The organism is Lachnoanaerobaculum sp. OBRC5-5 (assembly GCF_000296385.1).
Taxonomy (GTDB): domain Bacteria; phylum Bacillota; class Clostridia; order Lachnospirales; family Lachnospiraceae; genus Lachnoanaerobaculum.
Window position 1 is genome coordinate 1509613 of record NZ_JH815185.1, and the last position, 19978, is coordinate 1529590.

At 38.3% G+C, this 19978-nt stretch carries 21 protein-coding genes and 1 riboswitch; of the genes, 4 read left to right on the forward strand and 17 right to left on the reverse strand.

What is annotated here, in order from left to right:
- Nucleotides 1–6 precede the first annotated feature (6 nt).
- From HMPREF1135_RS07205 to HMPREF1135_RS07230, 6 genes are all read right to left on the reverse strand, one after another.
- Nucleotides 7–528, reverse strand: a complete 522-nt coding sequence (locus tag HMPREF1135_RS07205; RefSeq protein WP_003505403.1) for an AAA family ATPase — start codon at nucleotides 526–528, stop codon at nucleotides 7–9.
- Between the two features lie 262 nt (nucleotides 529–790).
- Nucleotides 791–931, reverse strand: coding sequence for a Maff2 family mobile element protein (locus HMPREF1135_RS13740; RefSeq protein WP_007593623.1), 141 nt, complete (start codon nucleotides 929–931; stop codon nucleotides 791–793).
- A gap of 2 nt (nucleotides 932–933) precedes the next feature.
- Entirely contained in the window at nucleotides 934–1245 is a 312-nt protein-coding gene (locus HMPREF1135_RS07215; RefSeq protein WP_007593624.1) for a single-stranded DNA-binding protein, read from the reverse strand.
- Between the two features lie 369 nt (nucleotides 1246–1614).
- Nucleotides 1615–1968 carry a cupin domain-containing protein gene (locus tag HMPREF1135_RS07220; protein ID WP_007593636.1) on the reverse strand — a complete coding sequence of 118 codons (354 nt, stop codon included), beginning with the start codon at nucleotides 1966–1968 and terminating at the stop codon, nucleotides 1615–1617.
- A gap of 2 nt (nucleotides 1969–1970) precedes the next feature.
- A complete protein-coding gene (gene msrA / locus HMPREF1135_RS07225; protein WP_007593637.1) occupies nucleotides 1971–3404 on the reverse strand; it encodes a peptide-methionine (S)-S-oxide reductase MsrA in 1434 nt (477 codons plus the stop codon).
- A 21-nt stretch (nucleotides 3405–3425) separates the two neighbouring features.
- Nucleotides 3426–3626 carry a hypothetical protein gene (locus HMPREF1135_RS07230; protein WP_007593640.1) on the reverse strand — a complete coding sequence of 67 codons (201 nt, stop codon included), beginning with the start codon at nucleotides 3624–3626 and terminating at the stop codon, nucleotides 3426–3428.
- A 151-nt stretch (nucleotides 3627–3777) separates the two neighbouring features.
- Here HMPREF1135_RS07230 and ychF point away from each other — a divergent pair, with 151 nt between their 5' ends.
- From ychF to HMPREF1135_RS07250, 4 genes are read left to right on the forward strand one after another with little or no spacing between them, the layout of a single operon-like run.
- Nucleotides 3778–4875 carry a redox-regulated ATPase YchF gene (gene ychF / locus HMPREF1135_RS07235; RefSeq protein ID WP_007593642.1) on the forward strand — a complete coding sequence of 366 codons (1098 nt, stop codon included), beginning with the start codon at nucleotides 3778–3780 and terminating at the stop codon, nucleotides 4873–4875.
- A 21-nt stretch (nucleotides 4876–4896) separates the two neighbouring features.
- Entirely contained in the window at nucleotides 4897–5379 is a 483-nt protein-coding gene (locus tag HMPREF1135_RS07240) for a methyltransferase family protein (protein WP_007593644.1), read from the forward strand.
- Nucleotides 5380–5421: 42 nt separating this feature from the next.
- Nucleotides 5422–5889, forward strand: coding sequence for a hypothetical protein (locus tag HMPREF1135_RS07245; protein WP_007593646.1), 468 nt, complete (start codon nucleotides 5422–5424; stop codon nucleotides 5887–5889).
- An 18-nt stretch (nucleotides 5890–5907) separates the two neighbouring features.
- The gene (locus HMPREF1135_RS07250) at nucleotides 5908–6312 is read left to right on the forward strand and encodes a hypothetical protein (protein WP_007593650.1); all 405 of its coding nucleotides are present in this window, start codon (nucleotides 5908–5910) and stop codon (nucleotides 6310–6312) included.
- A gap of 54 nt (nucleotides 6313–6366) precedes the next feature.
- On the opposite strand, the gene leuS is transcribed toward HMPREF1135_RS07250, so the two are convergent.
- The 11 genes from leuS to gdhA all read right to left on the reverse strand — a co-directional run bounded on the left by leuS (nucleotide 6367) and on the right by gdhA (nucleotide 19785).
- On the reverse strand, nucleotides 6367–8781 hold the full coding sequence (gene leuS / locus HMPREF1135_RS07255) for a leucine--tRNA ligase (protein ID WP_007593656.1): 2415 nt from the start codon (nucleotides 8779–8781) through the stop codon (nucleotides 6367–6369).
- 96 nt (nucleotides 8782–8877) lie between these two features.
- Nucleotides 8878–10266 (reverse strand): glycine--tRNA ligase, encoded by a 1389-nt coding sequence (locus HMPREF1135_RS07260; RefSeq protein WP_007593657.1) that lies wholly within the window; start codon nucleotides 10264–10266, stop codon nucleotides 8878–8880.
- An 11-nt stretch (nucleotides 10267–10277) separates the two neighbouring features.
- Nucleotides 10278–10838, reverse strand: coding sequence for a hypothetical protein (locus HMPREF1135_RS07265; RefSeq protein ID WP_007593658.1), 561 nt, complete (start codon nucleotides 10836–10838; stop codon nucleotides 10278–10280).
- A 230-nt stretch (nucleotides 10839–11068) separates the two neighbouring features.
- Nucleotides 11069–11190: riboswitch (FMN riboswitch) on the reverse strand.
- Between the two features lie 18 nt (nucleotides 11191–11208).
- On the reverse strand, nucleotides 11209–12240 hold the full coding sequence (locus tag HMPREF1135_RS07270; protein WP_007593659.1) for a hypothetical protein: 1032 nt from the start codon (nucleotides 12238–12240) through the stop codon (nucleotides 11209–11211).
- A gap of 15 nt (nucleotides 12241–12255) precedes the next feature.
- The gene (locus tag HMPREF1135_RS07275; RefSeq protein WP_007593666.1) at nucleotides 12256–13248 is read right to left on the reverse strand and encodes a hypothetical protein; all 993 of its coding nucleotides are present in this window, start codon (nucleotides 13246–13248) and stop codon (nucleotides 12256–12258) included.
- Between the two features lie 178 nt (nucleotides 13249–13426).
- Nucleotides 13427–13852 (reverse strand): Fe-S cluster assembly sulfur transfer protein SufU, encoded by a 426-nt coding sequence (sufU, locus tag HMPREF1135_RS07280; protein ID WP_007593669.1) that lies wholly within the window; start codon nucleotides 13850–13852, stop codon nucleotides 13427–13429.
- Nucleotides 13845–15062 carry an aminotransferase class V-fold PLP-dependent enzyme gene (locus HMPREF1135_RS07285; RefSeq protein ID WP_007593671.1) on the reverse strand — a complete coding sequence of 406 codons (1218 nt, stop codon included), beginning with the start codon at nucleotides 15060–15062 and terminating at the stop codon, nucleotides 13845–13847. The genes sufU and HMPREF1135_RS07285 overlap by 8 nt, the downstream gene beginning before the upstream one ends.
- Nucleotides 15055–16110, reverse strand: a complete 1056-nt coding sequence (locus HMPREF1135_RS07290) for a SufB/SufD family protein (RefSeq protein WP_007593677.1) — start codon at nucleotides 16108–16110, stop codon at nucleotides 15055–15057. The genes HMPREF1135_RS07285 and HMPREF1135_RS07290 overlap by 8 nt, the downstream gene beginning before the upstream one ends.
- The gene (gene sufB, locus HMPREF1135_RS07295; RefSeq protein ID WP_007593679.1) at nucleotides 16110–17516 is read right to left on the reverse strand and encodes a Fe-S cluster assembly protein SufB; all 1407 of its coding nucleotides are present in this window, start codon (nucleotides 17514–17516) and stop codon (nucleotides 16110–16112) included. The genes HMPREF1135_RS07290 and sufB overlap by 1 nt, the downstream gene beginning before the upstream one ends.
- Nucleotides 17516–18274, reverse strand: a complete 759-nt coding sequence (gene sufC / locus HMPREF1135_RS07300; RefSeq protein ID WP_007593681.1) for a Fe-S cluster assembly ATPase SufC — start codon at nucleotides 18272–18274, stop codon at nucleotides 17516–17518. The genes sufB and sufC overlap by 1 nt, the downstream gene beginning before the upstream one ends.
- A gap of 176 nt (nucleotides 18275–18450) precedes the next feature.
- Nucleotides 18451–19785 carry an NADP-specific glutamate dehydrogenase gene (gene gdhA / locus HMPREF1135_RS07305; protein WP_007593683.1) on the reverse strand — a complete coding sequence of 445 codons (1335 nt, stop codon included), beginning with the start codon at nucleotides 19783–19785 and terminating at the stop codon, nucleotides 18451–18453.
- Between the last annotated feature and the right edge of the window lie 193 nt (nucleotides 19786–19978).

Below are 19978 nucleotides of genomic sequence, written 5' to 3' on the forward strand. Positions count from 1 at the left end.
TAACAATCATACCGGCTTCCTGGTGTTCAGAATGGTTTCTGCTGTCTGCTGTGGTGTTTGATTGGAATTGTCCAGCCAAAAGCCGATCCGTGGTGTTGTCTGCATAAATGTATCGTATAAGGTTTCAACCGTAAAGCCGGAATAGCCTGTTTTCTCCCTGTATCGTTCCCTTTCTTTTATTGTTTCCACATCTGGACAAAGAACGACAACCTCAACAGGGTATTTATGCAGATAATTTATCATTCGGTTTAATTCATCACCGTAGTAGTTATCTTGGATCACTACAGAAAAGCCGTTGTCAAAGTATGACCTTGCCGCATCAGCAGTCAATTTGTATCGAAGGTACAGCTGGCGGACTGCTTCCGCTGATGGGGTAGCTGACATATTTTCTCTGCCTGAAATAATCATTTTTCGGAACACATCACCACGAAGATGGACGCATTTTTCTATTGATTTTGCCAGTAAATCGGAAACTGTAGATTTTCCAGAAGCCATTAAGCCTGTAATGAGATAAATTTTTTGTTTCATTTCACTTCCTCCGGCACAAAAAATATGTACATGTAACTAATTCAACACATTTATAATTTGAATAGGGACATTATAGCATTTACTAAATACAAATTCAATGTATACGGAAAGAAAGATATAAGGAGTGGGAGGGATTCCGCCGTAGTCGGCATTGTAGGAAAATCCAAAAGTTTAGATTTTCCCACAATGCTTATCTTTTGGTCTTTGGTTCGGAATAGTGTAGTGCTGGCGGTCTATCTCTTGTTTTCGGTTGCTTGCTTCCTTACCGTACATGAGCATTTGCTCCTGGATTATCATTTCCATATCCCTCCATAAGGTTAATGACTCCCCAGGCTCCAAGTCCGGCTCCTACTGCCATAACCAAAATCTGTAATACATTGACTGCCTGAACAAAAAAATCCATATTTATTCCTCCTCGTTTTCTTCCTTCTTTTCAATCTTGTTATATGACTTCACTACAAAGTTTTTGTAAGTCTTTCCCTCTTTTTCACGCTTCTTAAAGTAGCCGAAGATATGAATCAAATCGCCTTTCTCAAAGGCTTTTGCTATTTCTGTCTTTTCTCCATAAGCTGCACAGTTGATATACTCCTTACCCTTACCGTACTTTTTTACAAGCGTAAAATTTGCAACTTCTACCGTTTCTCCGTCTTTTTCAAAGTTTGAGAAAGTAGGTTCCGCCAATAAGTTGGCGTTGATGTTAATCATTTCTTGTTTCATCTTTTTAAATTTCTCCTTTTCATTTCAATAAAAAAAGCGACCAGAAGTATTACTTTTCCAATCGCTGATACTCTTACTATTTAGTTTTTTCTTAGTGGGACTTCTGATCCTTATCATCTTATCTCCTTTATTGTCTTTAACATATTTAAGGGAATTAGCATTTTGTCGTGTATATATTAGTGAAAGGTACTTGAAATACTAGTTCGCTAATTAGTGAGTTTCCCCTATTTATTGATCGCAATATAAATTGAAAATAGGCATGAAAAAAGACGATAGATTTTTTTCTTTTCTATCGTCTTACGCATTTAGTATTCAATTTTTCAGTTCAACAAACTTGAATTTATCAAAACACATTCAAAAAAATGTATTTCATTCGCCTATAGGATCATAATCTGCCGGAACCGGTGCAACGATACTCACAAAAACTATATCCTCTGTTCCTGTGTTCATTGCGCCGTGACATGCACCTTTAGGAGAAACGATAACCTGTCCTTTTTTTAAGGGAATCTCTTTATCCGGTTCGGGATAGAATATTCCTTCTCCCTGTAAAATGATCCAGATATCATCAGAATTGTGGTGACGGTGCTTCTGCAGGGTTTGTCCCGGTTTAATCACCCACACCGACCCTCCTGTAGATTCTGTTTGGTAAAAAGGTGTTTTCTTTGCAGCTTTTTTGTCTTCTTGTTTTACCATGTCCATTTCATAGATTCTTTTTTCTTCCATTGCTATATGCCCCCTTGTATTGATTTTTGATTATTCTTACTCAAAGAGCTTCCGATACTCCCCATACCCTTGTTCTTCCAGTTCATCGTAGGGAATGAATCTAAGAGCTGCCGAGTTGATGCAATAACGCAGCCCGCCGGACTCGCGGGGACCATCGTTGAACACGTGACCCAGATGGGAATCCGCGCCGCTGCTGCGCACTTCCGTCCGGACCATACCATGTGAAGTGTCCACGGCCTCAGTGACAGCATCTTCCGCGATCGGCCTGGTGAACGCCGGCCAGCCACACCCGGAATTATACTATACTTGTCCATGGATGTAAAGAGCGGTTCGCCGCTGACAATGTCGACATAAAGGCCCTTTTCAAAGAAGTCGTCATACTCGCCGGTGAAGGCGTACTCCGTGGCGGCGTGCTGTGTGACCTCAAAGGCCAAATCGCCGATCCGCACCCGAAGTTCTTCTGCAGATTCTTCTGCGCTGTTTTGCTGAAGATCAAAGTAACTGCGCGGGATATGGCAGTAGCCGCCGGGATTCTTGTCCAGATACTTCTGGTGATACTCTTCTGTGGGGAAGAAGTTTTCCAACGGAAGCAGTTCAACAGCAAGCCTGGCTCCGGCTTTCTCTTCCTCCGCCCGATAAACCGCTTCGATCTCCGGAAGCTGGTCTTCTTCCGTATAATAGATCCCCGTCCGGTACTGGATGCCTCGATCATTGCCCTGTTTGTTTACAGAGAGCGGATCGATCACCATGAAATAGTAATTCAGCAAATCAGTCAGAGAAATTACAGCAGGGTCATAGTCGACCCGCACTGTCTCGGCATGCCCGCTGCTGTTACAGACGTCCTGATAGGTCGGAGCTTCGTCAGGTCCGTTTGCATAACCTGCTTCTGTTCGGATTACGCCGACAAACTGATCAAAGAACTTCTGCGTTCCCCAGAAGCAGCCGCCTGCAAGATAGATTGTTTTTATATCCTCCGGTATCTCCATAGTAGTTTCTCCTGTCACGATCTCTCCGGACCAGGTGTTGATCCCGCCGAATTCGTAGATGTTGGTATATCCCATGTTCGCAAGCTTTTGCGCTGCTTGCTTGGATCTGTTCCCGCTTCGGCAGTAAATCAGGATGATCTGATCCAGATCCGGGAGTTCTTCCGGCCGCTCCGCTTCAATGCTCTCATTCGGAATTAGAATTGCGCCAGGAATATGGCCTGCATCGTATTCATCTTGCCTGCGGGCATCTACAATCACATGCCCGTCATCCCGGGTCATCATCTGCTTTGCCATATCTTGATCGATCTGATGATAGCTCTCGACCTCTTGCACTGAACCGGCAGTATTTACCAAACAACCAGTCAGAAGAAAAATGGTCATCAAAATCAAAAACAACAGTCTTGGAACACCTGAGCGCCCTTTTTCCACTATTGCTCTCATCTTTTTCATTCTATGTTACCTCGGTAAATTCTAATTTGTACTGTTCATATTAAAATAAGCTTTTACATACTCAAGTAGTATTTCATCCGAATAATCACCCCCGGTAGAATATGCTATATTCATTATTTCTAATGTAGATTCATCTAAATTCTTGTCATTATTTGTAAATTCTGAAACTATTTTTTTATATTTTTCAAAATCATCTTCATTTGCTCCATACGGCAATTTCATCCGGTCATCCTTTCTGCAAAAGCTCCTTGCTTTACTCTTTTAAATTATATACCTATATGTTAAAATATAACAGGTTAACCCTGATATTTATTCAGGTTTTATTGCGAATATAATTATTCAATACAAAAATATTTTAAAGAAGGTTTTTTATATGAAACTAGGAATCGTTGGCCTACCGAATGTAGGTAAGAGTACATTATTTAACTCATTGACAAAGGCAGGCGCTACTGCCGCAAACTATCCTTTTGCTACTATTGACCCTAATGTAGGTGTTGTAGCGGTGCCGGATGACAGATTAAAAGAACTTGGCAAATTATATAATACAAAAAAGGTAACACCGGCACTTATAGACTTTGTAGATATCGCAGGTCTTGTAAAGGGTGCCAGCAAGGGTGAAGGTCTTGGAAACCAGTTTTTATCAAATATCCGTGAATGTGATGCCATCATCCATGTTGTAAGATGCTTTGATGATTCAAATATCATCCATGTAGAGGGAAGTGTTGATCCGATAAGAGATATCGAAACTATCAACTTAGAGCTTATATTCTCCGATATTGAGATTTTGGAGCGAAGAATTGCAAAGACTAAGAAAGCTGCAATGAATGACAAAGCTCTAAAGCATGAGCTTGATATCCTTTTGGAGCTCAAGGACATACTTGAAAGCGACAATATGGCAAGCAGCTACACATCTTCTGATGAAGAGGATGTCGCATTTGTAAAATCACTTGGACTTATCACATATATGCCTGTTATCTTTGCTGCAAATGTGGCTGAGGATGACCTTGCTGATGACGGTGCTTCAAATGAGTATGTAGCTAAGGTAAAAGAATATGCCGCAAAGTCAAATGCGAAGGTATTTGTTGTATGTGCAGCCATTGAAGAAGAAATTTCACAGCTGGATGATGAGGAAAAGGCAGAATATCTTGATGCGCTCGGTATCTCAGTGTCAGGTCTTGATAAGCTTATTGCAGCCAGCTATGATCTACTTGGACTTTTAAGCTATCTTACAGCCGGTGAGGATGAGTGTAGAGCCTGGACTATAAAGAAAGGCACAAAAGCTCCGGGAGCGGCCGGAAAGATCCACTCAGACTTTGAGCGTGGATTTATCAAAGCTGAGGTTATCAACTATCAGGATCTTCTTGACTGTGGCTCTACATCTGCCGCCAAGGAAAAGGGGCTTGTTCGTATAGAAGGTAAAGAATATGTAGTACAGGATGGAGATGTAATACTCTTTAGATTTAATGTATAAATTTATATAAAGGGGGCTTATATGAAAAAAAATACATTACCTGTTTTTGGTGTCGGTCCTATTTATGCCGTCAGTTGTTTACTTCTAACCGCCTTTGGACTTTTCTTAAAAAAGAAAGGATTTCTAAATGGTGGAGATCTTCCCGGTTTAAAATCTGAAGCAATGCGTATAGGCTTTATGCTCATTTTTATCGGAGTTGCATTGTGGATATATGCTGTACTCATTCAAAGAATCAGTAAAGAGATAAGCAGCGGACATTTGGTAACAATCGGAATATATTCCATTGTCAGAAACCCTATATACCTCGCATTTTTATGTGTGTGTACAGGCATTCTGGTAACTGCACATAATGTGTACTTACTTATAATTCCGGTAGTTTTATATATATTCTTAACTGTACTGATGAAGCAGACTGAAGAAAAGTGGTTGCTTGATAAATTCGGATCGGAATATATAGAGTATTGTAAACATGTCAACAGGGTCATACCCTGGTTTAGACATTAATATATTTATGCCATCACCTGTGATGACGGAATGGAGATTATTATGGCGCTAATGGATTTATTTAAAAAGGCTTTTATGGGGGCAACTGACGAGGAAAATCGAAAAAATAAAGCCAGAATGAGAGAAATATTTAACAGCAGTGTTGCAAACGGTGATGATTACAAGCTTATTTATTGCCATATGGAAAACTGTACCAATGCTGTTATAGTTCAGGTTACAAGACATAGTAACTTTATTGTAGGATACAAGGAAGGCGAAGTTGTAGTTATTCCTGTAAATGCAGAACTTACAGAGTATGGGGATGCAATGGTATTTAATAAAGCAAATGAGAGCTTCACAAAAACATCTCTAGGTTTTTGTTTTGTAGGAAATCCTGAAGTTTCTTTACAATTTGTTCCTATGACATACGAACCCGGTATAACCGCAGGTGCAAGACACTCAGTTTCAATCACTCAATCATCTGCAGAAGTGTCCGAGTTCAAAAATTTCTTTAAAAAGGGATTACAATAATTTGTAAATGTAAGAATTATGAATAAAGAAGATATAATCACTGCACTAAAGGAAGCGGCAATACCTGATGAAGAGTATTATATTGATAGTGAAATAATAGATGCAATGCTTGAGTATCCCGATCCGTTCCAATTTGTAAAACCTATCTTGGAGATAATATCACAAAACCCGAGTGTCGACTTCGGATCTCCCGGAGAATTGGTCCACTTTGTAGAAAAATTTTATAAAAAGGGCTATGAAGAGGCACTTATTGAATCGGTAAAGAAAAATCCTACATTTCATAATATATGGATGATTCATCGTTGCTATAATGATGCAAGCTGCACTTTCCATAATGACTTCTTATCACTGATAAATGAGATTAAAGAAAACCCTTCTACATCTGCTGATATTATAAAAGCAATTGAAATGTTTAATTGGTAATTATTTAATAAAAAATCTTGGAGCCGGCAAATGCCGATTCCAAGATTTTTTGATTTATCCAACCACTATATTTATAATCTTCTTTGGAACATAAATTTCTTTTCTTATTGTTCCTTCAAGCTTTCCGGCTTCAGATAAAGCTTTCTTACCTGCCTCTATAGCATCTTCCTTGCTTACATTGGCATCAAGCTCAATAACAAGCTTTGTCTTTCCGTTTATCTGAACAGGAACCTCTATTGTATCCACTTCCTTATGGCTTTCATCAAATGTAGGCCACTCTGCATGGAATACCGAGCCTTCTCCACCAAGCTCCTCCCAAAGCTCCTCACCTATATGAGGTGCAAATGGTGCAAGTAATATAGTAAATGCCTTAAGTGTTTCCTTATCCACACCGTTCTTTTTGCTAAGCTCATTAAGCTTATTATTGTACTCCATAAAGCCTGCGATAACTGTATTTAAGCTGAAAGAATTAAATCTCTGCTCAATATCGGAGATAAGATTTGCACGAACTCTTAAGAGCTCTCTGTCAGCCTCTACATTCTTATCCTTATTGTCCATTACAAGCTTATAGAACTTATTTAAAAATCTTGATACACCTTCGATACCTCTGTCATCCCAGTCAGCATCAAGCTCAGGCGGTCCTACGAAAAGCTCATACATTCTAAGAGCATCACATCCATAATCACGAACCAGATCATCAGGTGAAACCACATTTCCCTTACTCTTGCTCATCTTCTGTCCGTCACTACCGTTTATCATACCCTGATTGAAAAGCTTTGTGAAAGGCTCATCAAAATCAACCACACCTATATCATTTAAGAACTTGGTATAAAACCTTGAATAAAGAAGGTGAAGTACGGCATGCTCAACGCCACCGATATACATATCTACAGGGAGGTATTTATCTGCCATCTCTTTGCTTACAAGCTCCTTATCATTGTGCGGATCCACATATCTAAGGAAATACCAGCTTGATCCTGCCCACTGCGGCATAGTATTTGTCTCACGCTTTGCAGCTGCACCACATACAGGGCATGTCGTATTTACCCACTCGTCAATAGCCGCAAGCGGTGATTCTCCTGTTCCGGTAGGCTGATAGCTCTCTACCTCAGGAAGTCTTAAAGGAAGCTGATTCTCAGGCACAGGTACATTTCCACAATGCGGGCAATGTATTATCGGAATAGGCTCTCCCCAGTAACGCTGTCTTGAGAATACCCAGTCACGAAGCTTGTAGTTGGTAGTCTTCTTACCATATCCCTTTTCTTCTATCATCTGTGGTGCTTCAAGCTTTAACTTCGCACTCTCCATACCGTTCCAGTCACCTGAGTTTATCATAGTACCTACAGCATCTGTGTAGGCTTCTGTCATATTTTCAATCTCTTTACCGTCTTTTGCTATAACCTGAACTATAGGAAGATCAAACTTCTTTGCAAACTCAAAGTCTCTGTCATCATGTGCAGGCACACACATAATAGCACCTGTACCATAGTCAGCCAAAACATAGTCTGAAAGCCAAATAGGTGTCTTTGCGCCGTTTAAAGGATTGATTGCATAAGAACCTGTAAATACACCTGTCTTTTCCTTTGACTGCATTCTGTCTACATTTGACTTCATAGAACTGTCAAAGATATACTTCTCTACCGCCTCTCTTGTCTCATCTGTAGCCAGAGATTTTGCAAGCTCATGCTCAGGTGAAAGTACCATAAAAGTAGCACCGTAAAGAGTATCAGGTCTTGTAGTATAAACCACAATATTTTTGTCCTGTCCATCCACCTTAAAGTTTACTTCGGCACCATAGCTCTTTCCTATCCAGTCCGACTGCATCTTTTTAACCTTCTCAGGCCAGTCAAGCTTGTCAAGGTCATTAAGAAGTCTGTCTGCATATGCTGTTATCTTTAACATCCACTGACGAAGATTCTTCTTTGTAACAGGTGTTCCGCATCTCTCGCATTTTCCGTCTACAACCTCTTCATTTGCAAGACCTGTCTTACATGAAGGACACCAGTTGATAGGGAATTCCTTCTCATATGCAAGACCTTTTTTGAACATCTGAACAAATATCCACTGTGTCCACTTATAAAAGTTAGGATCTGTGGTATTTACTTCTCTGTCCCAATCATAAAGTGCCGCGATTTCATTTATCTGTCTTTTGATATTAGCTACATTTTCTGCTGTAGACTTTGCAGGATGAACTCCCATCTTTATTGCGTAGTTCTCTGCAGGAAGACCGAATGCATCCCAACCCATAGGATGAATTACATAATGTCCCTTTAGCACCTGATATCTGCTCCATACATCAGATATTACATATCCTCTCCAATGTCCTACATGAAGTCCTGAACCTGAAGGGTATGGAAACATATCCAAGCAATAGTACTTTGGCTTTTTTCCATCATCAATATTTACAGGATTTGCTTCCCAGTTTTTCTTCCATTTCTTCTCTATTGCACTATGATTATAATGTGCCATAATCTCTTCCTTTCGCTACCGGTTTAAAGTTGATTAGAGCTTCCCTCCACAAAAGTGAAGTTAAAGCTCTACTCAAAATAAGTTAAATTTTATAAATTAGAATCTGAATTTATCCTCAAAGTAAGCCTTAAGCTCCGCTATCGGAATTCTTACCTGCTCCATACTGTCTCTGTCTCTTACAGTTACAGCATTGTCATTCTCAGAGTCAAAGTCATATGTAATACAGAACGGTGTACCTATTTCATCCTGTCTACGATATCTCTTACCTATATTTCCTCTGTCATCAAACTCCACATTGTAATACTTTGATAATTCTTCGGATATCTTAAGAGCACCCTCATTAAGCTTCTTTGAAAGCGGTAAAATACCGATCTTAACAGGAGCAAGTGCAGGGTGGAAGTGAAGAACCGTTCTGGTATCACCACCCTCAAGAGTCTCCTCATCATATGCCGCACAAAGGAATGCTAAAGTAACTCTGTCTGCACCAAGTGAAGGCTCTACTACATATGGAGTGTATCTCTCACTTGTCTCATCATCAAAATATGTAAGATCCTGTCCTGAAACTTCCTGATGACGACCAAGGTCATAATCTGTTCTGTCTGCGATTCCCCAAAGTTCGCCCCAGCCGAACGGGAAGAGGAATTCAATATCTGTTGTAGCATTTGAATAGAAACTAAGTTCCTCTTTGTCATGATCTCTAAGTCTCATCTGATCCTCTTTGATACCGAGAGCTATAAGCCAATCTCTACAGAAGCCTCTCCAATACTCAAACCACTCAAGGTCTGTACCCGGCTTACAGAAAAACTCAAGCTCCATCTGCTCAAACTCTCTTGTTCTGAATGTGAAGTTACCCGGAGTAATCTCATTTCTAAATGACTTACCAATCTGTCCTATACCGAAAGGTACTTTCTTTCTTGAGGTTCTTTGTACATTCTTAAAGTTTACAAAAATGCCCTGTGCTGTCTCCGGTCTTAAATAAACTACATTTTTAGCATCCTCTGTTACACCCTGGAAAGTCTTAAACATAAGGTTAAACTGACGGATATCTGTAAAATTATGCTTACCACAGGTCGGACAAGCTATCTCATGCTCGTCAATATATTTTTTCATCTCATCATTTGACCATGCATCCACGCTACCGTCTATAGTAACATTATTTTCCTGCATATAGTCCTCAATGATCTTATCCGCTCTAAATCTCTCATGGCATTCCTTACAGTCCATAAGAGGATCTGAAAAGCTTCCCAAATGTCCTGATGCTATCCATGTCTGTGGATTCATCAAAATGGCACAGTCAACACCTACATTGTATGGTGACTCCTTTATAAACTTCTGCCACCAGGCAGCTTTAACATTATTCTTTAATTCAACACCCAAGTTACCATAGTCCCAGGTATTTGCAAGACCGCCGTATATCTCTGAACCCGGATATACAAATCCTCTTGATTTAGCCAGTGCTATGATTTTTTCCATGCTATATTCCATGAATTTCTCCTTTATTTAAATATAATATAATTAAAGCCATCTACCTTGGCAGTATTATCATCAAACTCGATATCATTTGATACATAGGTGATTTTTCCCTCTGTATACACATCGGCCTTACCGTCTATTAGCGCAATATAATTGCCTTTGATTCCGTCAGGTATCTCTATTGAATCCATCTTTGACACATCAATATCGCTAAGCTTGTATACCTCTACAGAATTCAAATCAAAGCTGTTGTCTTGAGTAAACTTTGCAAACTCTTTCATACATTCAAATGAGCTGTATGAAAATACCAGTTTTGCCACATTCTTTTTTATTGCGGCATCTTCAAGTTTTACCTGATTATCCGCATTTAACTTATTAAAGTCTTCTATCTCTGCATTGGCAAAGCTTTCAAGCTCATCGCTCTTCGCTTCCGTATCTATTTCTTCAACCAAGGCGGACTTTAGTGTGCCGTCCCCGGATATAAATATAGAGCTTTGATCAGGATGGTATGAATATGACTTGTTTCCACCACAGCCTGTCAAAAATAACAGCAATGCTGCAGCCGCCAAATATCCCTTTTTCATGAGCACTCCTCTTCTATATAAATTTATCCGCCCAAAAAGCAGTATAACAATTAAACTATGTCAGAATATTCAAATTTTATTAAGACACTAGAAACAAGTATGCCACAAAAACGGCTTATTTTCAAGGTAGGAGAGATTTTTTATTGTATTTTTGTTCGATATAAAAAGCTCCGATTTAAACGTAGTCGGAGCTTTTTATAATTAATTTTTATCTAAAAAATTAACCGTATCAAAATCTTCTTTCATCCAGACTGTACTGTCGGCTCCGGAATCTCACCGGATCATGCCATAGGATCGCAGTCTTTACCGCCGGTAAAGTGTGTATTTTTTCTTCATTTGACATAATATTTTATTTTTATACATTTATCATCTACTCTTTATCCGGTTTTATATACTTCCTTAACTCTTCCATACTATGCACTTGATGGCTCAAACCGTCATAAGAATCTTCCGCTTTTACTATAATACCGTCAAACACAAGCTTATGTCCTTCAGGGCTCATCAGTTCCAGTATTTCCTCAGCCTTAATATCTTTGGGAAATACAAATATAATGTTTGCAAAAATATTTTTTCTTTTAAGATAAGCTACCTCATCTTTCAGTTCAGGAAATATTGTATACAATTTTTCGTTATTATATGGCAAACTCCTCACCGATGTAATTATTCTAATTTTATTATCGTAAATTGAATCATTTATTCTAAACATGTTTTTTACAGCTATATTTAAAGTAATTAGATTTTTAGGTAATAGCTTTTTGATTGGTATATATTCTTCTATACTTTCACTTGAATCTGAGTATTCTACTTCATTCGGAAGCTCTCCGTCATAAAAACTCATATCATCAAGGCATAAATAAAATTTTCTGCCACGATCGTCGTATCTGTCTCCACTGAATTCAGAATTTTTTACCATAAAGCAAACAAAGTTTTTACCATTGAACTTCGTTATAAAAAATTCTTGGTCTGAATCCGGTTGAATATTATCTAAACCCAATCTTTCAAATTTATTTTTCATATCTATTGTTCTTATTTTTCTACCTGTTTTTATATTATATACATCTATAGTAAATTTTATAAATCCGTTATTTTCAATATAATATGTATCCGCCGCATCATTACCTGTTTGCTTTCTAATTATTTTTACTCCTACTTTCGTATGAATATCAAATGTGTAGTTATTATCAGTATCAATACTTACTATATATCCGTCATCATATTCGTCGTCATATGATTGTATGACATAACTGCTACTGTCTTCTTTATTTGACTCACAGAATACATATCCACTGTCTTTACTATCAACATAATACGAACTGTATGATTCGACCAATTTACCGTTAAACCAAGGACATACTATTATAATAATCAAAAAAATGATAAAATAAACTTTCCTTTTATCCAATTATGTAACCCTCTTTCACTTTGAAATATCTGACTCAATTATATTTAAAATTTCATCATCGCTTGGATTTCCACTAAGTACTATATCTAATGAAAAACTATTATTATATTCATTACTTATTTTCTTATAGTTCTCCTTCAAATCAGGAAACATATAATTTATTTTTTCATTATTTTCTATAGTATTAGAAACATCCATCAGATGTATTTTTCTATATCCTTCCCAAAAACCGAAGTTCTCTACTGAATATCTTTCATCGCTGTCATATAGATCCGAGTATCTTTTATTTTTTTCTGTAAAACCGTCAATTTTTTTCAAGAAGTCTAAATTATTCTTATTTTTACTTTCAATATTTTCTTTTAGATTATAATATTTTTCTTCAAAAAGTTCAGATGATTCAAGATCTATATATATTGTACTTTTTGAATTATCATAACCGTCCATGGCTTCAGCGTCAAAAGCCAAGCATGGCTTCCCATTATAGTTGCATGTTACAAAACCTGTACAATCAAACGGCATAACATTCAAATTATGCAATTTGAGTATTCTGTCTATATATATTGTATTTAATAGTTCTCCTGTTTCCAAATCAAATACCGATGCGGCAAATTCTACCATTTCTCTTTCTATAACTATGCTTCCCGTCTTACCGATAGTCGAATCAGATTCTCTTTTAGATACCATCTCAAGATTTACTTCAACTGCATATTTTGTAGGTACTGTGAGCATATATGTCACTTTTGACTCTTCATTATTATTATTATTGGTATCTTGTATTGTATAATAAGACTTTTGATCTCTACCTATCCCACTTGCACAAAATTTATTTTTTATACCCCAAGTTATATAATTCGGTAGTTCCTCTGCATTCTTAAGGTCATATACTCTTATCTTCTCTTGGAGCTCTCTATATTTTCTGTTTTCTTTAGAATCATTCCAGTTTGTTATATAAATTACTATACAAAGCGAAAATATCAATAATAATGATATCTGTATATCTCTTTTCATTCTTCCTCCGATAAAACAAGCTCAAACACATCTAACTTTATTATACTTTATATATAGATAATGTAAACTAAAAATAATTATTGTAATTTTATTTTTATAGTTGTAAAATTTGCCTTAAACAGTCTTTTCCCATACAAAAAAACAGGGACTTTTCATCCCTGTTTTCATTCATTATTTATTATTTCAACAACTCTTCCATTGTATGCCAGCCAAGTACTGCACATTTTACTCTTGCAGGCATATGGGAGATATCTCTAAGGGCTCCAGCCTCATCAAGTTCCTCTATCTCTTCCTCAGTTGCTTCTCCCTTTATCATACGGAAAAACATATCTGAGAGTCTGATAGCTTCATCCTTTTCAAGACCTATTACCATATCAAGCATTATATCTGCTGAAGCCTGTGATATGGCACATCCGTCTCCTACGAAAGCTCCGTCTTCTATGATGCCTTCATCGTTTACTTTAAGCTTTAAAGTGATATGATCACCACAGCTTGGATTGACACCGTCCAGTATAAGATTGGCATCTGCAAGATCATGTTTATGATAAGGTCTTAAATTATGCTCTGTCAGAATTTCATTATAAAAGGCTCTGTTCTCACTCATCGTATCCCATCTCCTTTCTTATCTCTAAAAGAGCAGCTGAGAGTGCATCTATCTCTTCCTTTGTGTTATAGAAAGAAAGACTTGCTCTTGTGGTTGAATTTATTTTTAAATGTTGTAAAAGCGGCTGTGCACAGTGATGTCCGGCTCTTACCGCAATACCCTTTGAATCAAGTATCGTTGATACATCATGCGGATGCACTCCCTCAAGTATAAAGTTTATTATACCGCTGTGCTTAGAAGGATCCTTTGAACCAAGTATTCTGACATACTTGTTCTTTGAAAGAACCTCCATAGCGTACTCACTCAGCTCTCTTTCGATACTCTCTATCTTCTCATATCCTATGCTCTCTATATAGTCGATAGCTGCCGCAAGCCCAACTGCACCCTCCGCATTTACTGTACCGGCCTCAAATTTATGAGGTAGTGGCGCAAATGTGGCTTTTTCTTTGGTAACATACTCTATCATCTCTCCACCGCTAAGGAACGGAGGCATGGCATCAAGTAATGCCTTCTTACCATAGAGTACACCGATACCCATTGGTCCGCAAAGCTTATGACCTGAGAATGCAAAGAAGTCCGCATCCAGTTCTCTTACATCTATTTTCTTATGAGGTATGCTCTGTGCACCGTCAACAACAACTACAGCTCCCACACTATGAGCTTTTTCAATGATATACTCTATAGGTGTAGGTATTCCAAGTACATTTGATATCTGTGTACAAGCTACCAGTTTTGTATTTTCATTTATTTTAGAGTCTATCTCAGCCTTTGTAATCTCTCCGTCTTCCTCACAATCAAGGAATACAAGTTTAGCTCCTGTAGCCCTTGCCACCATCTGCCATGGAAGCATATTTGAATGATGCTCAAGTATACTTACAACTATCTCATCACCGGCCTTTATATTGTTTAGACCGTAGCTGTATGCCACAAGGTTTAAACTCTCTGATGCATTTCTGGTAAAGATTATCTCTTCACTTCCTGCCGCACCTATAAACTTCGCCACTTTGCTTCTGGCATTCTCATAGTCCTGCGTAGCTTCCACACTGAGTTTATACACTCCTCTTAAAGGGTTTGCATTGTGATGCTTATAAAAATCATTTATTGCATCCAACACCGCCTGTGGTCTTTGTGATGTAGCCGCATTGTCCATATATATAACATCATCGGATGCTAAAAGCGGAAAATCATTTCTGTATATACTCTTACTCATCTTCACTGCCTCCAAGATAAAGATTTACCTTTTCTTCAAGTCCGGCATTTTCAAGCTTCTTGCTGATAGCATCTATTCTGGCTCTTGCCACCATCTTTGTAACACTTTCCTTGTCCATACCTCTTGATGTGAGATAGAAAAGCATTTCCTCATCAAGGTTTCCTATGGAAGCGCCATGTGTTCCCACTACATCTTCCTCGGCACAGAGTATTACAGGTATACTCTGATTATGGATATTCTGACCTAAGAGAAGTACATCCTCGGACTCTTCTCCGGTTGCATCTTTTGCGCCTCTCTTAAAGTCAATAGTACCTCTTAGAAGTTTCTTTGAATTGTCATTAAGTACTCCTGAGGCTATCATTTTGCAATTACTTGACTTTCCTATATGATCCGCCACATAGTTAAGATCTATCTGCTCCTCGGCCTTACCATAGTAGCCAAGATCTGATATAAACTCACTTCTTTTACCTGTAAGGCTTGCTCTTGCACCTGCAAATATCTTCTCTCCACCAAGTAAGAGCTGTACAAGCTCAAATGAAGCATCTTTTTCAACATTTGCGCCTATATCATTGAGTGAAATATCACTGTCTGACTGAAGTCCTACCTGGTACAATTTCACTTTTGCATCTTTCTCTGCAAAAACGAATGTCTGTACCGCCAAAGCACCGGCATTCTCCTCATTTGAAGAGTAATCCATCCATACATTGGCTTCGCTGCCTTCAGCCGCATATATATAAACTCTTACTTTTGCAAGACTTTCCTTATCTCTGTATATATTTATATGACTGTTTGACTTTTCACCTGCAAGAGTATTTATAATAATATCTTCACTTTCAGAGTCACAAAGCTCTGTCATATTTGCTCCCATTCCTGTAGGAAGGGCCTTCATAGCTTCGATAATGTCTTTTGAAAGTTCATTATTTGCATTTTCATTTAAAACTTTTATATTTGCACTGCCTGTTTCACTTGGTATAAAAACAGCAGTCTCATTCATCTTTAGCCATCTCCAGGTAAGAACCGGTATTCTGTTTAAAGTAATATCTCTCATTAACCAATACTTCCTTTCATCTCTAATTGAATGAGATTATTCATCTCTACCGCATACTCAAGCGGCAATTCTTTTGATACATTGTCGGCAAATCCGCTTACGATCATTGCCTTTGCATCCTCTTCACTGATACCTCTGTTCATCAGATAGAATACGGCATCATCACTGATTCTTCCGATTCTTGCCTCATGACCTACATCGGCATCCGCACATCTGATATCCATAGCAGGCACTGTATCCGAGCGTGATATATCATCAAGCATCAAGGACTCACATGATACTGCAGCCTTTGCATTCTTTGCTTTTTCAGATACCACTACAGCATTTCTGAATGTAGATATACCGCCACCCTTTGAAATTGATTTTGTATTAATAAATGAAGATGTATCAGGTGCCGCATGTACTACCTTTGAACCTGTATCAAGGTTTTGTCCTGCACCTGCGAATGTAATTCCTGTGAATTCCATTCTTGCACCTCTACCCTTTAATATACTCATAGGATAAAGATATGATACATGTGAACCGAATGAACCTGAAACCCATTCAATTCTTCCGCCCTCTTCCACAACAGCTCTCTTTGTGTTGAGATTGTACATATTCTTTGACCAGTTCTCTATAGTCGAATATCTGAGTCTTGCATTCTTTCCTACATAAAGCTCCACACATCCTGCGTGAAGATTGGCTACATTATATTTTGGTGCCGAACATCCTTCAATAAAGTGAAGATCCGCACCCTCATCTACGATAATAAGTGTATGCTCAAACTGTCCTGCACCCTTTGCATTAAGTCTAAAATATGACTGCAATGGAATATCAAGATGAACACCCTTCGGTACATATACAAATGAACCGCCTGACCATACCGCACCATGTAACGCCGCAAACTTGTGATCGTTCGGCTTTACAAGCTTCATGAAATGCTTTTGAATCATATCTGCATATTCACCATGCATTGCACTCTCAAGATCTGTATATACAACGCCCATCTGTGAAACTTCATCTCTTACATTGTGGTATACAAGCTCCGAATCATACTGTGCACCTACACCTGCCAAAGATTTTCTTTCAGCCTGTGGTATACCGAGTTTTTCAAAGGTATCCTTGATATCCTCAGGAACCTCTGACCACTTTGTCTTCATATGTGTATTAGGTCTTACATAAGTAACAATATTGTCAATATCAAGACCGTCTATAGAAGGACCCCATGGCGGAACTTCCATCTGATTATATATCTGTAATGCCTGCAATCTGAAATTCTGCATCCAGGCAGGATCGTTCTTTTCTTTTGAAATCTGAGACACTAACTCAGGTGTAAGACCTGCAGCTATTTTGAAGTTGTCCTTATCTTCATTTCTGAAGTCATACATACTTCTGTTAATGTCTTCTACATATGTCTTTTCCTTCATTATTTGCTCTCCTGAATATACTTTTCAAATCCATGCTCATTGATTTCATCTACCAAAGAAGCATCTCCTGTCTTTATGATTTTTCCGTCTACCATAATATGTGTATAGTCAACCTTTAATGACTCAAGTATTCTTGTACTGTGAGTAATTATAAGGAGAGCACCGTCTTTTTTCTTCTGATATTCTTTGATACCGGCTGAAACTGTTCTTACAGCATCCACATCAAGTCCTGAATCTGTCTCATCAAGTATTGCAAGCTTCGGTGAAAGCATAAGAAGCTGTAATATCTCAGCCTTTTTCTTCTCACCGCCTGAAAATCCTACATTCAAGGCTCTGTTGGCATACTCGCTGTCCATATTTAAGACTTCCATATTCTTTGCAAGGTCTTTTTTAAACTGCATCATCTTTACTCTCTTGCCGCTTACAGACTCTACTGCATTTCTGATAAAACTGCTGAGTGGAAGACCCGGTACCTCAAGAGGATTCTGGAATGATAAGAACATTCCCGCCTTTGCACGCTTGTCTGCTGATTCATCAATTATATTCTTACCGTCAAATATAATTTCTCCGCTGTTTGCAACATATCTTGGATTACCCATAAGAGCATAGCCGAGTGTTGACTTACCTGCTCCGTTCGGTCCCATAAGTACATGTGTTTCGCCTTTTTTAATTTCTATATTTACTCCATGAAGAATTTCCTTTAAATTCTCATCATCTTCTATGGAAACTGTTAAATTATTTACATTTAATAATGACATTGATTTTTCCTTTCACCTCTCCCTTGAGCTTAGGGGTAATCTATAATAGAAAACCTGTATTCTATTAACTATATTGGAATTTTAAGGCTTAATTCCCAGTAAGTCAATAGGAATTAAAAAAAAGCCCTTAAAAAAGGGCTTTTAAATGCTTATGTATTTAATTTTGTACAATATTTTTATACAATTCCCTGTGAAATCATTGCGTTTGCAACCTTCTCAAATCCGGCAATATTAGCACCTGCTACATAGTTGCCTTCCTGACCGTATCTCTTAGCCGCATCGTCAACCTTTGTAAAGATATCCTTCATAATGCCTTTAAGCTTCTCATCAACTTCCTCAAATGTCCATGAAAGTCTCATGGCGTTCTGGCTCTGCTCAAGACCTGAAACAGATACACCTCCTGCATTTGAAGCCTTACCCGGCATAAAGAGTACTCCGTTATCCTGAAGATACTTTGTTGCCTCAAGAGTTGTAGGCATGTTTGCACCCTCTGCTACTGCAAAGCATCCGTTAGCTACAAGTGCCTTCGCTCCGTCAAGATCAAGCTCGTTTTGAGTAGCACATGGAAGGTAGATATCACATTTGATATTCCAGATTCCCTTACCTTCTGTATACTTGGCAGAAGATACTCTGTTTGCATACTCTGATATTCTCTGTCTCTTAACTTCCTTGATATCCTTAACAATATCTACCTGTATACCGTTCTCATCATATACATAACCGTTTGAATCACAGAGTGCAACAACCTTTGCTCCAAGCTGCTGTGCCTTTTGTATTGCATAGATTGCGACATTTCCTGAACCTGTAACTACAACTGTCTTTCCCTTAAGTTCCTTGTTGTTTGCCTTAAGCATCTCATCAAGAATGTATACAAGACCGTAACCTGTAGCCTCTGTTCTTGCTAAAGAACCTCCGAAAGGAATTCCCTTTCCTGTAAGAACACCTTCAAACAATGTTGTAAGTCTCTTGTACTGACCGAAAAGGTAACCGATCTCTCTACCGCCTACACCGATATCACCTGCCGGTACATCTGTGTCTTTTCCGATATGCTTATAAAGCTCGTTCATAAAGCTTTGGCAGAATGCCATTACTTCTCTGTCTGATTTTCCCTTAGGATCAAAGTTTGAACCGCCTTTTCCTCCACCCATAGGAAGACCTGTAAGTGAGTTTTTAAGTACCTGCTCAAATCCGAGGAATTTAAGTATTGACTGGTTTACTGTAGGATGGAAACGAAGTCCTCCCTTATAAGCACCTATTGCATTGTTGAACTGTACACGATATCCCTTGTTAACCTGTACGTTTCCTTTGTCATCCACCCATGGAACTCTGAATGAAATAATTCTCTCAGGCTCTACAAGTCTCTCTAAGATGCCGTTCTTTCTGTAAAGCTCCTCATTTGCATCAACAACAAGCTTTAATGACTCCAAAACTTCCTTAACAGCCTGATGAAACTCCGGCTCATTTGGGTTTGCAGCTACAACCTTCTCTAAAATCTCTTCTACGTATGACATAATTCTTACCTCCTAGGCTTTGTCGGTACTTTGAATACTCAAAATACTCTTGACGTTCAACTCTTAAATAAACGGTTGAATCATAAATATATAAAAAGGCAAAGACTCCCTATATAGGCGTCTTTGCCGAACACAAGTCATTTTAGCAGAATTTCTTCAAATGTCAAGAAAAAATCATAAAATATCTTCCAGA

What these genes read in the sequence shown, in the direction of transcription:
- sufU (WP_007593669.1), bottom strand. Translation starts at nt 13,852, where the DNA reads ATGAGTGAGAACAGAGCCTTTTATAATGAAATTCTGACAGAGCATAAT.
- sufB (WP_007593679.1), bottom strand. Translation starts at nt 17,516, where the DNA reads ATGAAGGAAAAGACATATGTAGAAGACATTAACAGAAGTATGTATGAC.
- HMPREF1135_RS07265 (WP_007593658.1), bottom strand. Translation starts at nt 10,838, where the DNA reads ATGAAAAAGGGATATTTGGCGGCTGCAGCATTGCTGTTATTTTTGACA.
- ychF (WP_007593642.1), top strand. Translation starts at nt 3,778, where the DNA reads ATGAAACTAGGAATCGTTGGCCTACCGAATGTAGGTAAGAGTACATTA.
- HMPREF1135_RS07285 (WP_007593671.1), bottom strand. Translation starts at nt 15,062, where the DNA reads ATGAGTAAGAGTATATACAGAAATGATTTTCCGCTTTTAGCATCCGAT.
- HMPREF1135_RS07240 (WP_007593644.1), top strand. Translation starts at nt 4,897, where the DNA reads ATGAAAAAAAATACATTACCTGTTTTTGGTGTCGGTCCTATTTATGCC.
- msrA (WP_007593637.1), bottom strand. Translation starts at nt 3,404, where the DNA reads ATGAAAAAGATGAGAGCAATAGTGGAAAAAGGGCGCTCAGGTGTTCCA.
- HMPREF1135_RS13740 (WP_007593623.1), bottom strand. Translation starts at nt 931, where the DNA reads ATGGATTTTTTTGTTCAGGCAGTCAATGTATTACAGATTTTGGTTATG.
- leuS (WP_007593656.1), bottom strand. Translation starts at nt 8,781, where the DNA reads ATGGCACATTATAATCATAGTGCAATAGAGAAGAAATGGAAGAAAAAC.
- HMPREF1135_RS07215 (WP_007593624.1), bottom strand. Translation starts at nt 1,245, where the DNA reads ATGAAACAAGAAATGATTAACATCAACGCCAACTTATTGGCGGAACCT.
- HMPREF1135_RS07275 (WP_007593666.1), bottom strand. Translation starts at nt 13,248, where the DNA reads ATGAAAAGAGATATACAGATATCATTATTATTGATATTTTCGCTTTGT.
- HMPREF1135_RS07290 (WP_007593677.1), bottom strand. Translation starts at nt 16,110, where the DNA reads ATGAGAGATATTACTTTAAACAGAATACCGGTTCTTACCTGGAGATGG.
- HMPREF1135_RS07230 (WP_007593640.1), bottom strand. Translation starts at nt 3,626, where the DNA reads ATGAAATTGCCGTATGGAGCAAATGAAGATGATTTTGAAAAATATAAA.
- HMPREF1135_RS07260 (WP_007593657.1), bottom strand. Translation starts at nt 10,266, where the DNA reads ATGGAATATAGCATGGAAAAAATCATAGCACTGGCTAAATCAAGAGGA.
- HMPREF1135_RS07205 (WP_003505403.1), bottom strand. Translation starts at nt 528, where the DNA reads ATGAAACAAAAAATTTATCTCATTACAGGCTTAATGGCTTCTGGAAAA.
- HMPREF1135_RS07245 (WP_007593646.1), top strand. Translation starts at nt 5,422, where the DNA reads ATGGCGCTAATGGATTTATTTAAAAAGGCTTTTATGGGGGCAACTGAC.
- sufC (WP_007593681.1), bottom strand. Translation starts at nt 18,274, where the DNA reads ATGTCATTATTAAATGTAAATAATTTAACAGTTTCCATAGAAGATGAT.
- HMPREF1135_RS07220 (WP_007593636.1), bottom strand. Translation starts at nt 1,968, where the DNA reads ATGGAAGAAAAAAGAATCTATGAAATGGACATGGTAAAACAAGAAGAC.
- gdhA (WP_007593683.1), bottom strand. Translation starts at nt 19,785, where the DNA reads ATGTCATACGTAGAAGAGATTTTAGAGAAGGTTGTAGCTGCAAACCCA.
- HMPREF1135_RS07250 (WP_007593650.1), top strand. Translation starts at nt 5,908, where the DNA reads ATGAATAAAGAAGATATAATCACTGCACTAAAGGAAGCGGCAATACCT.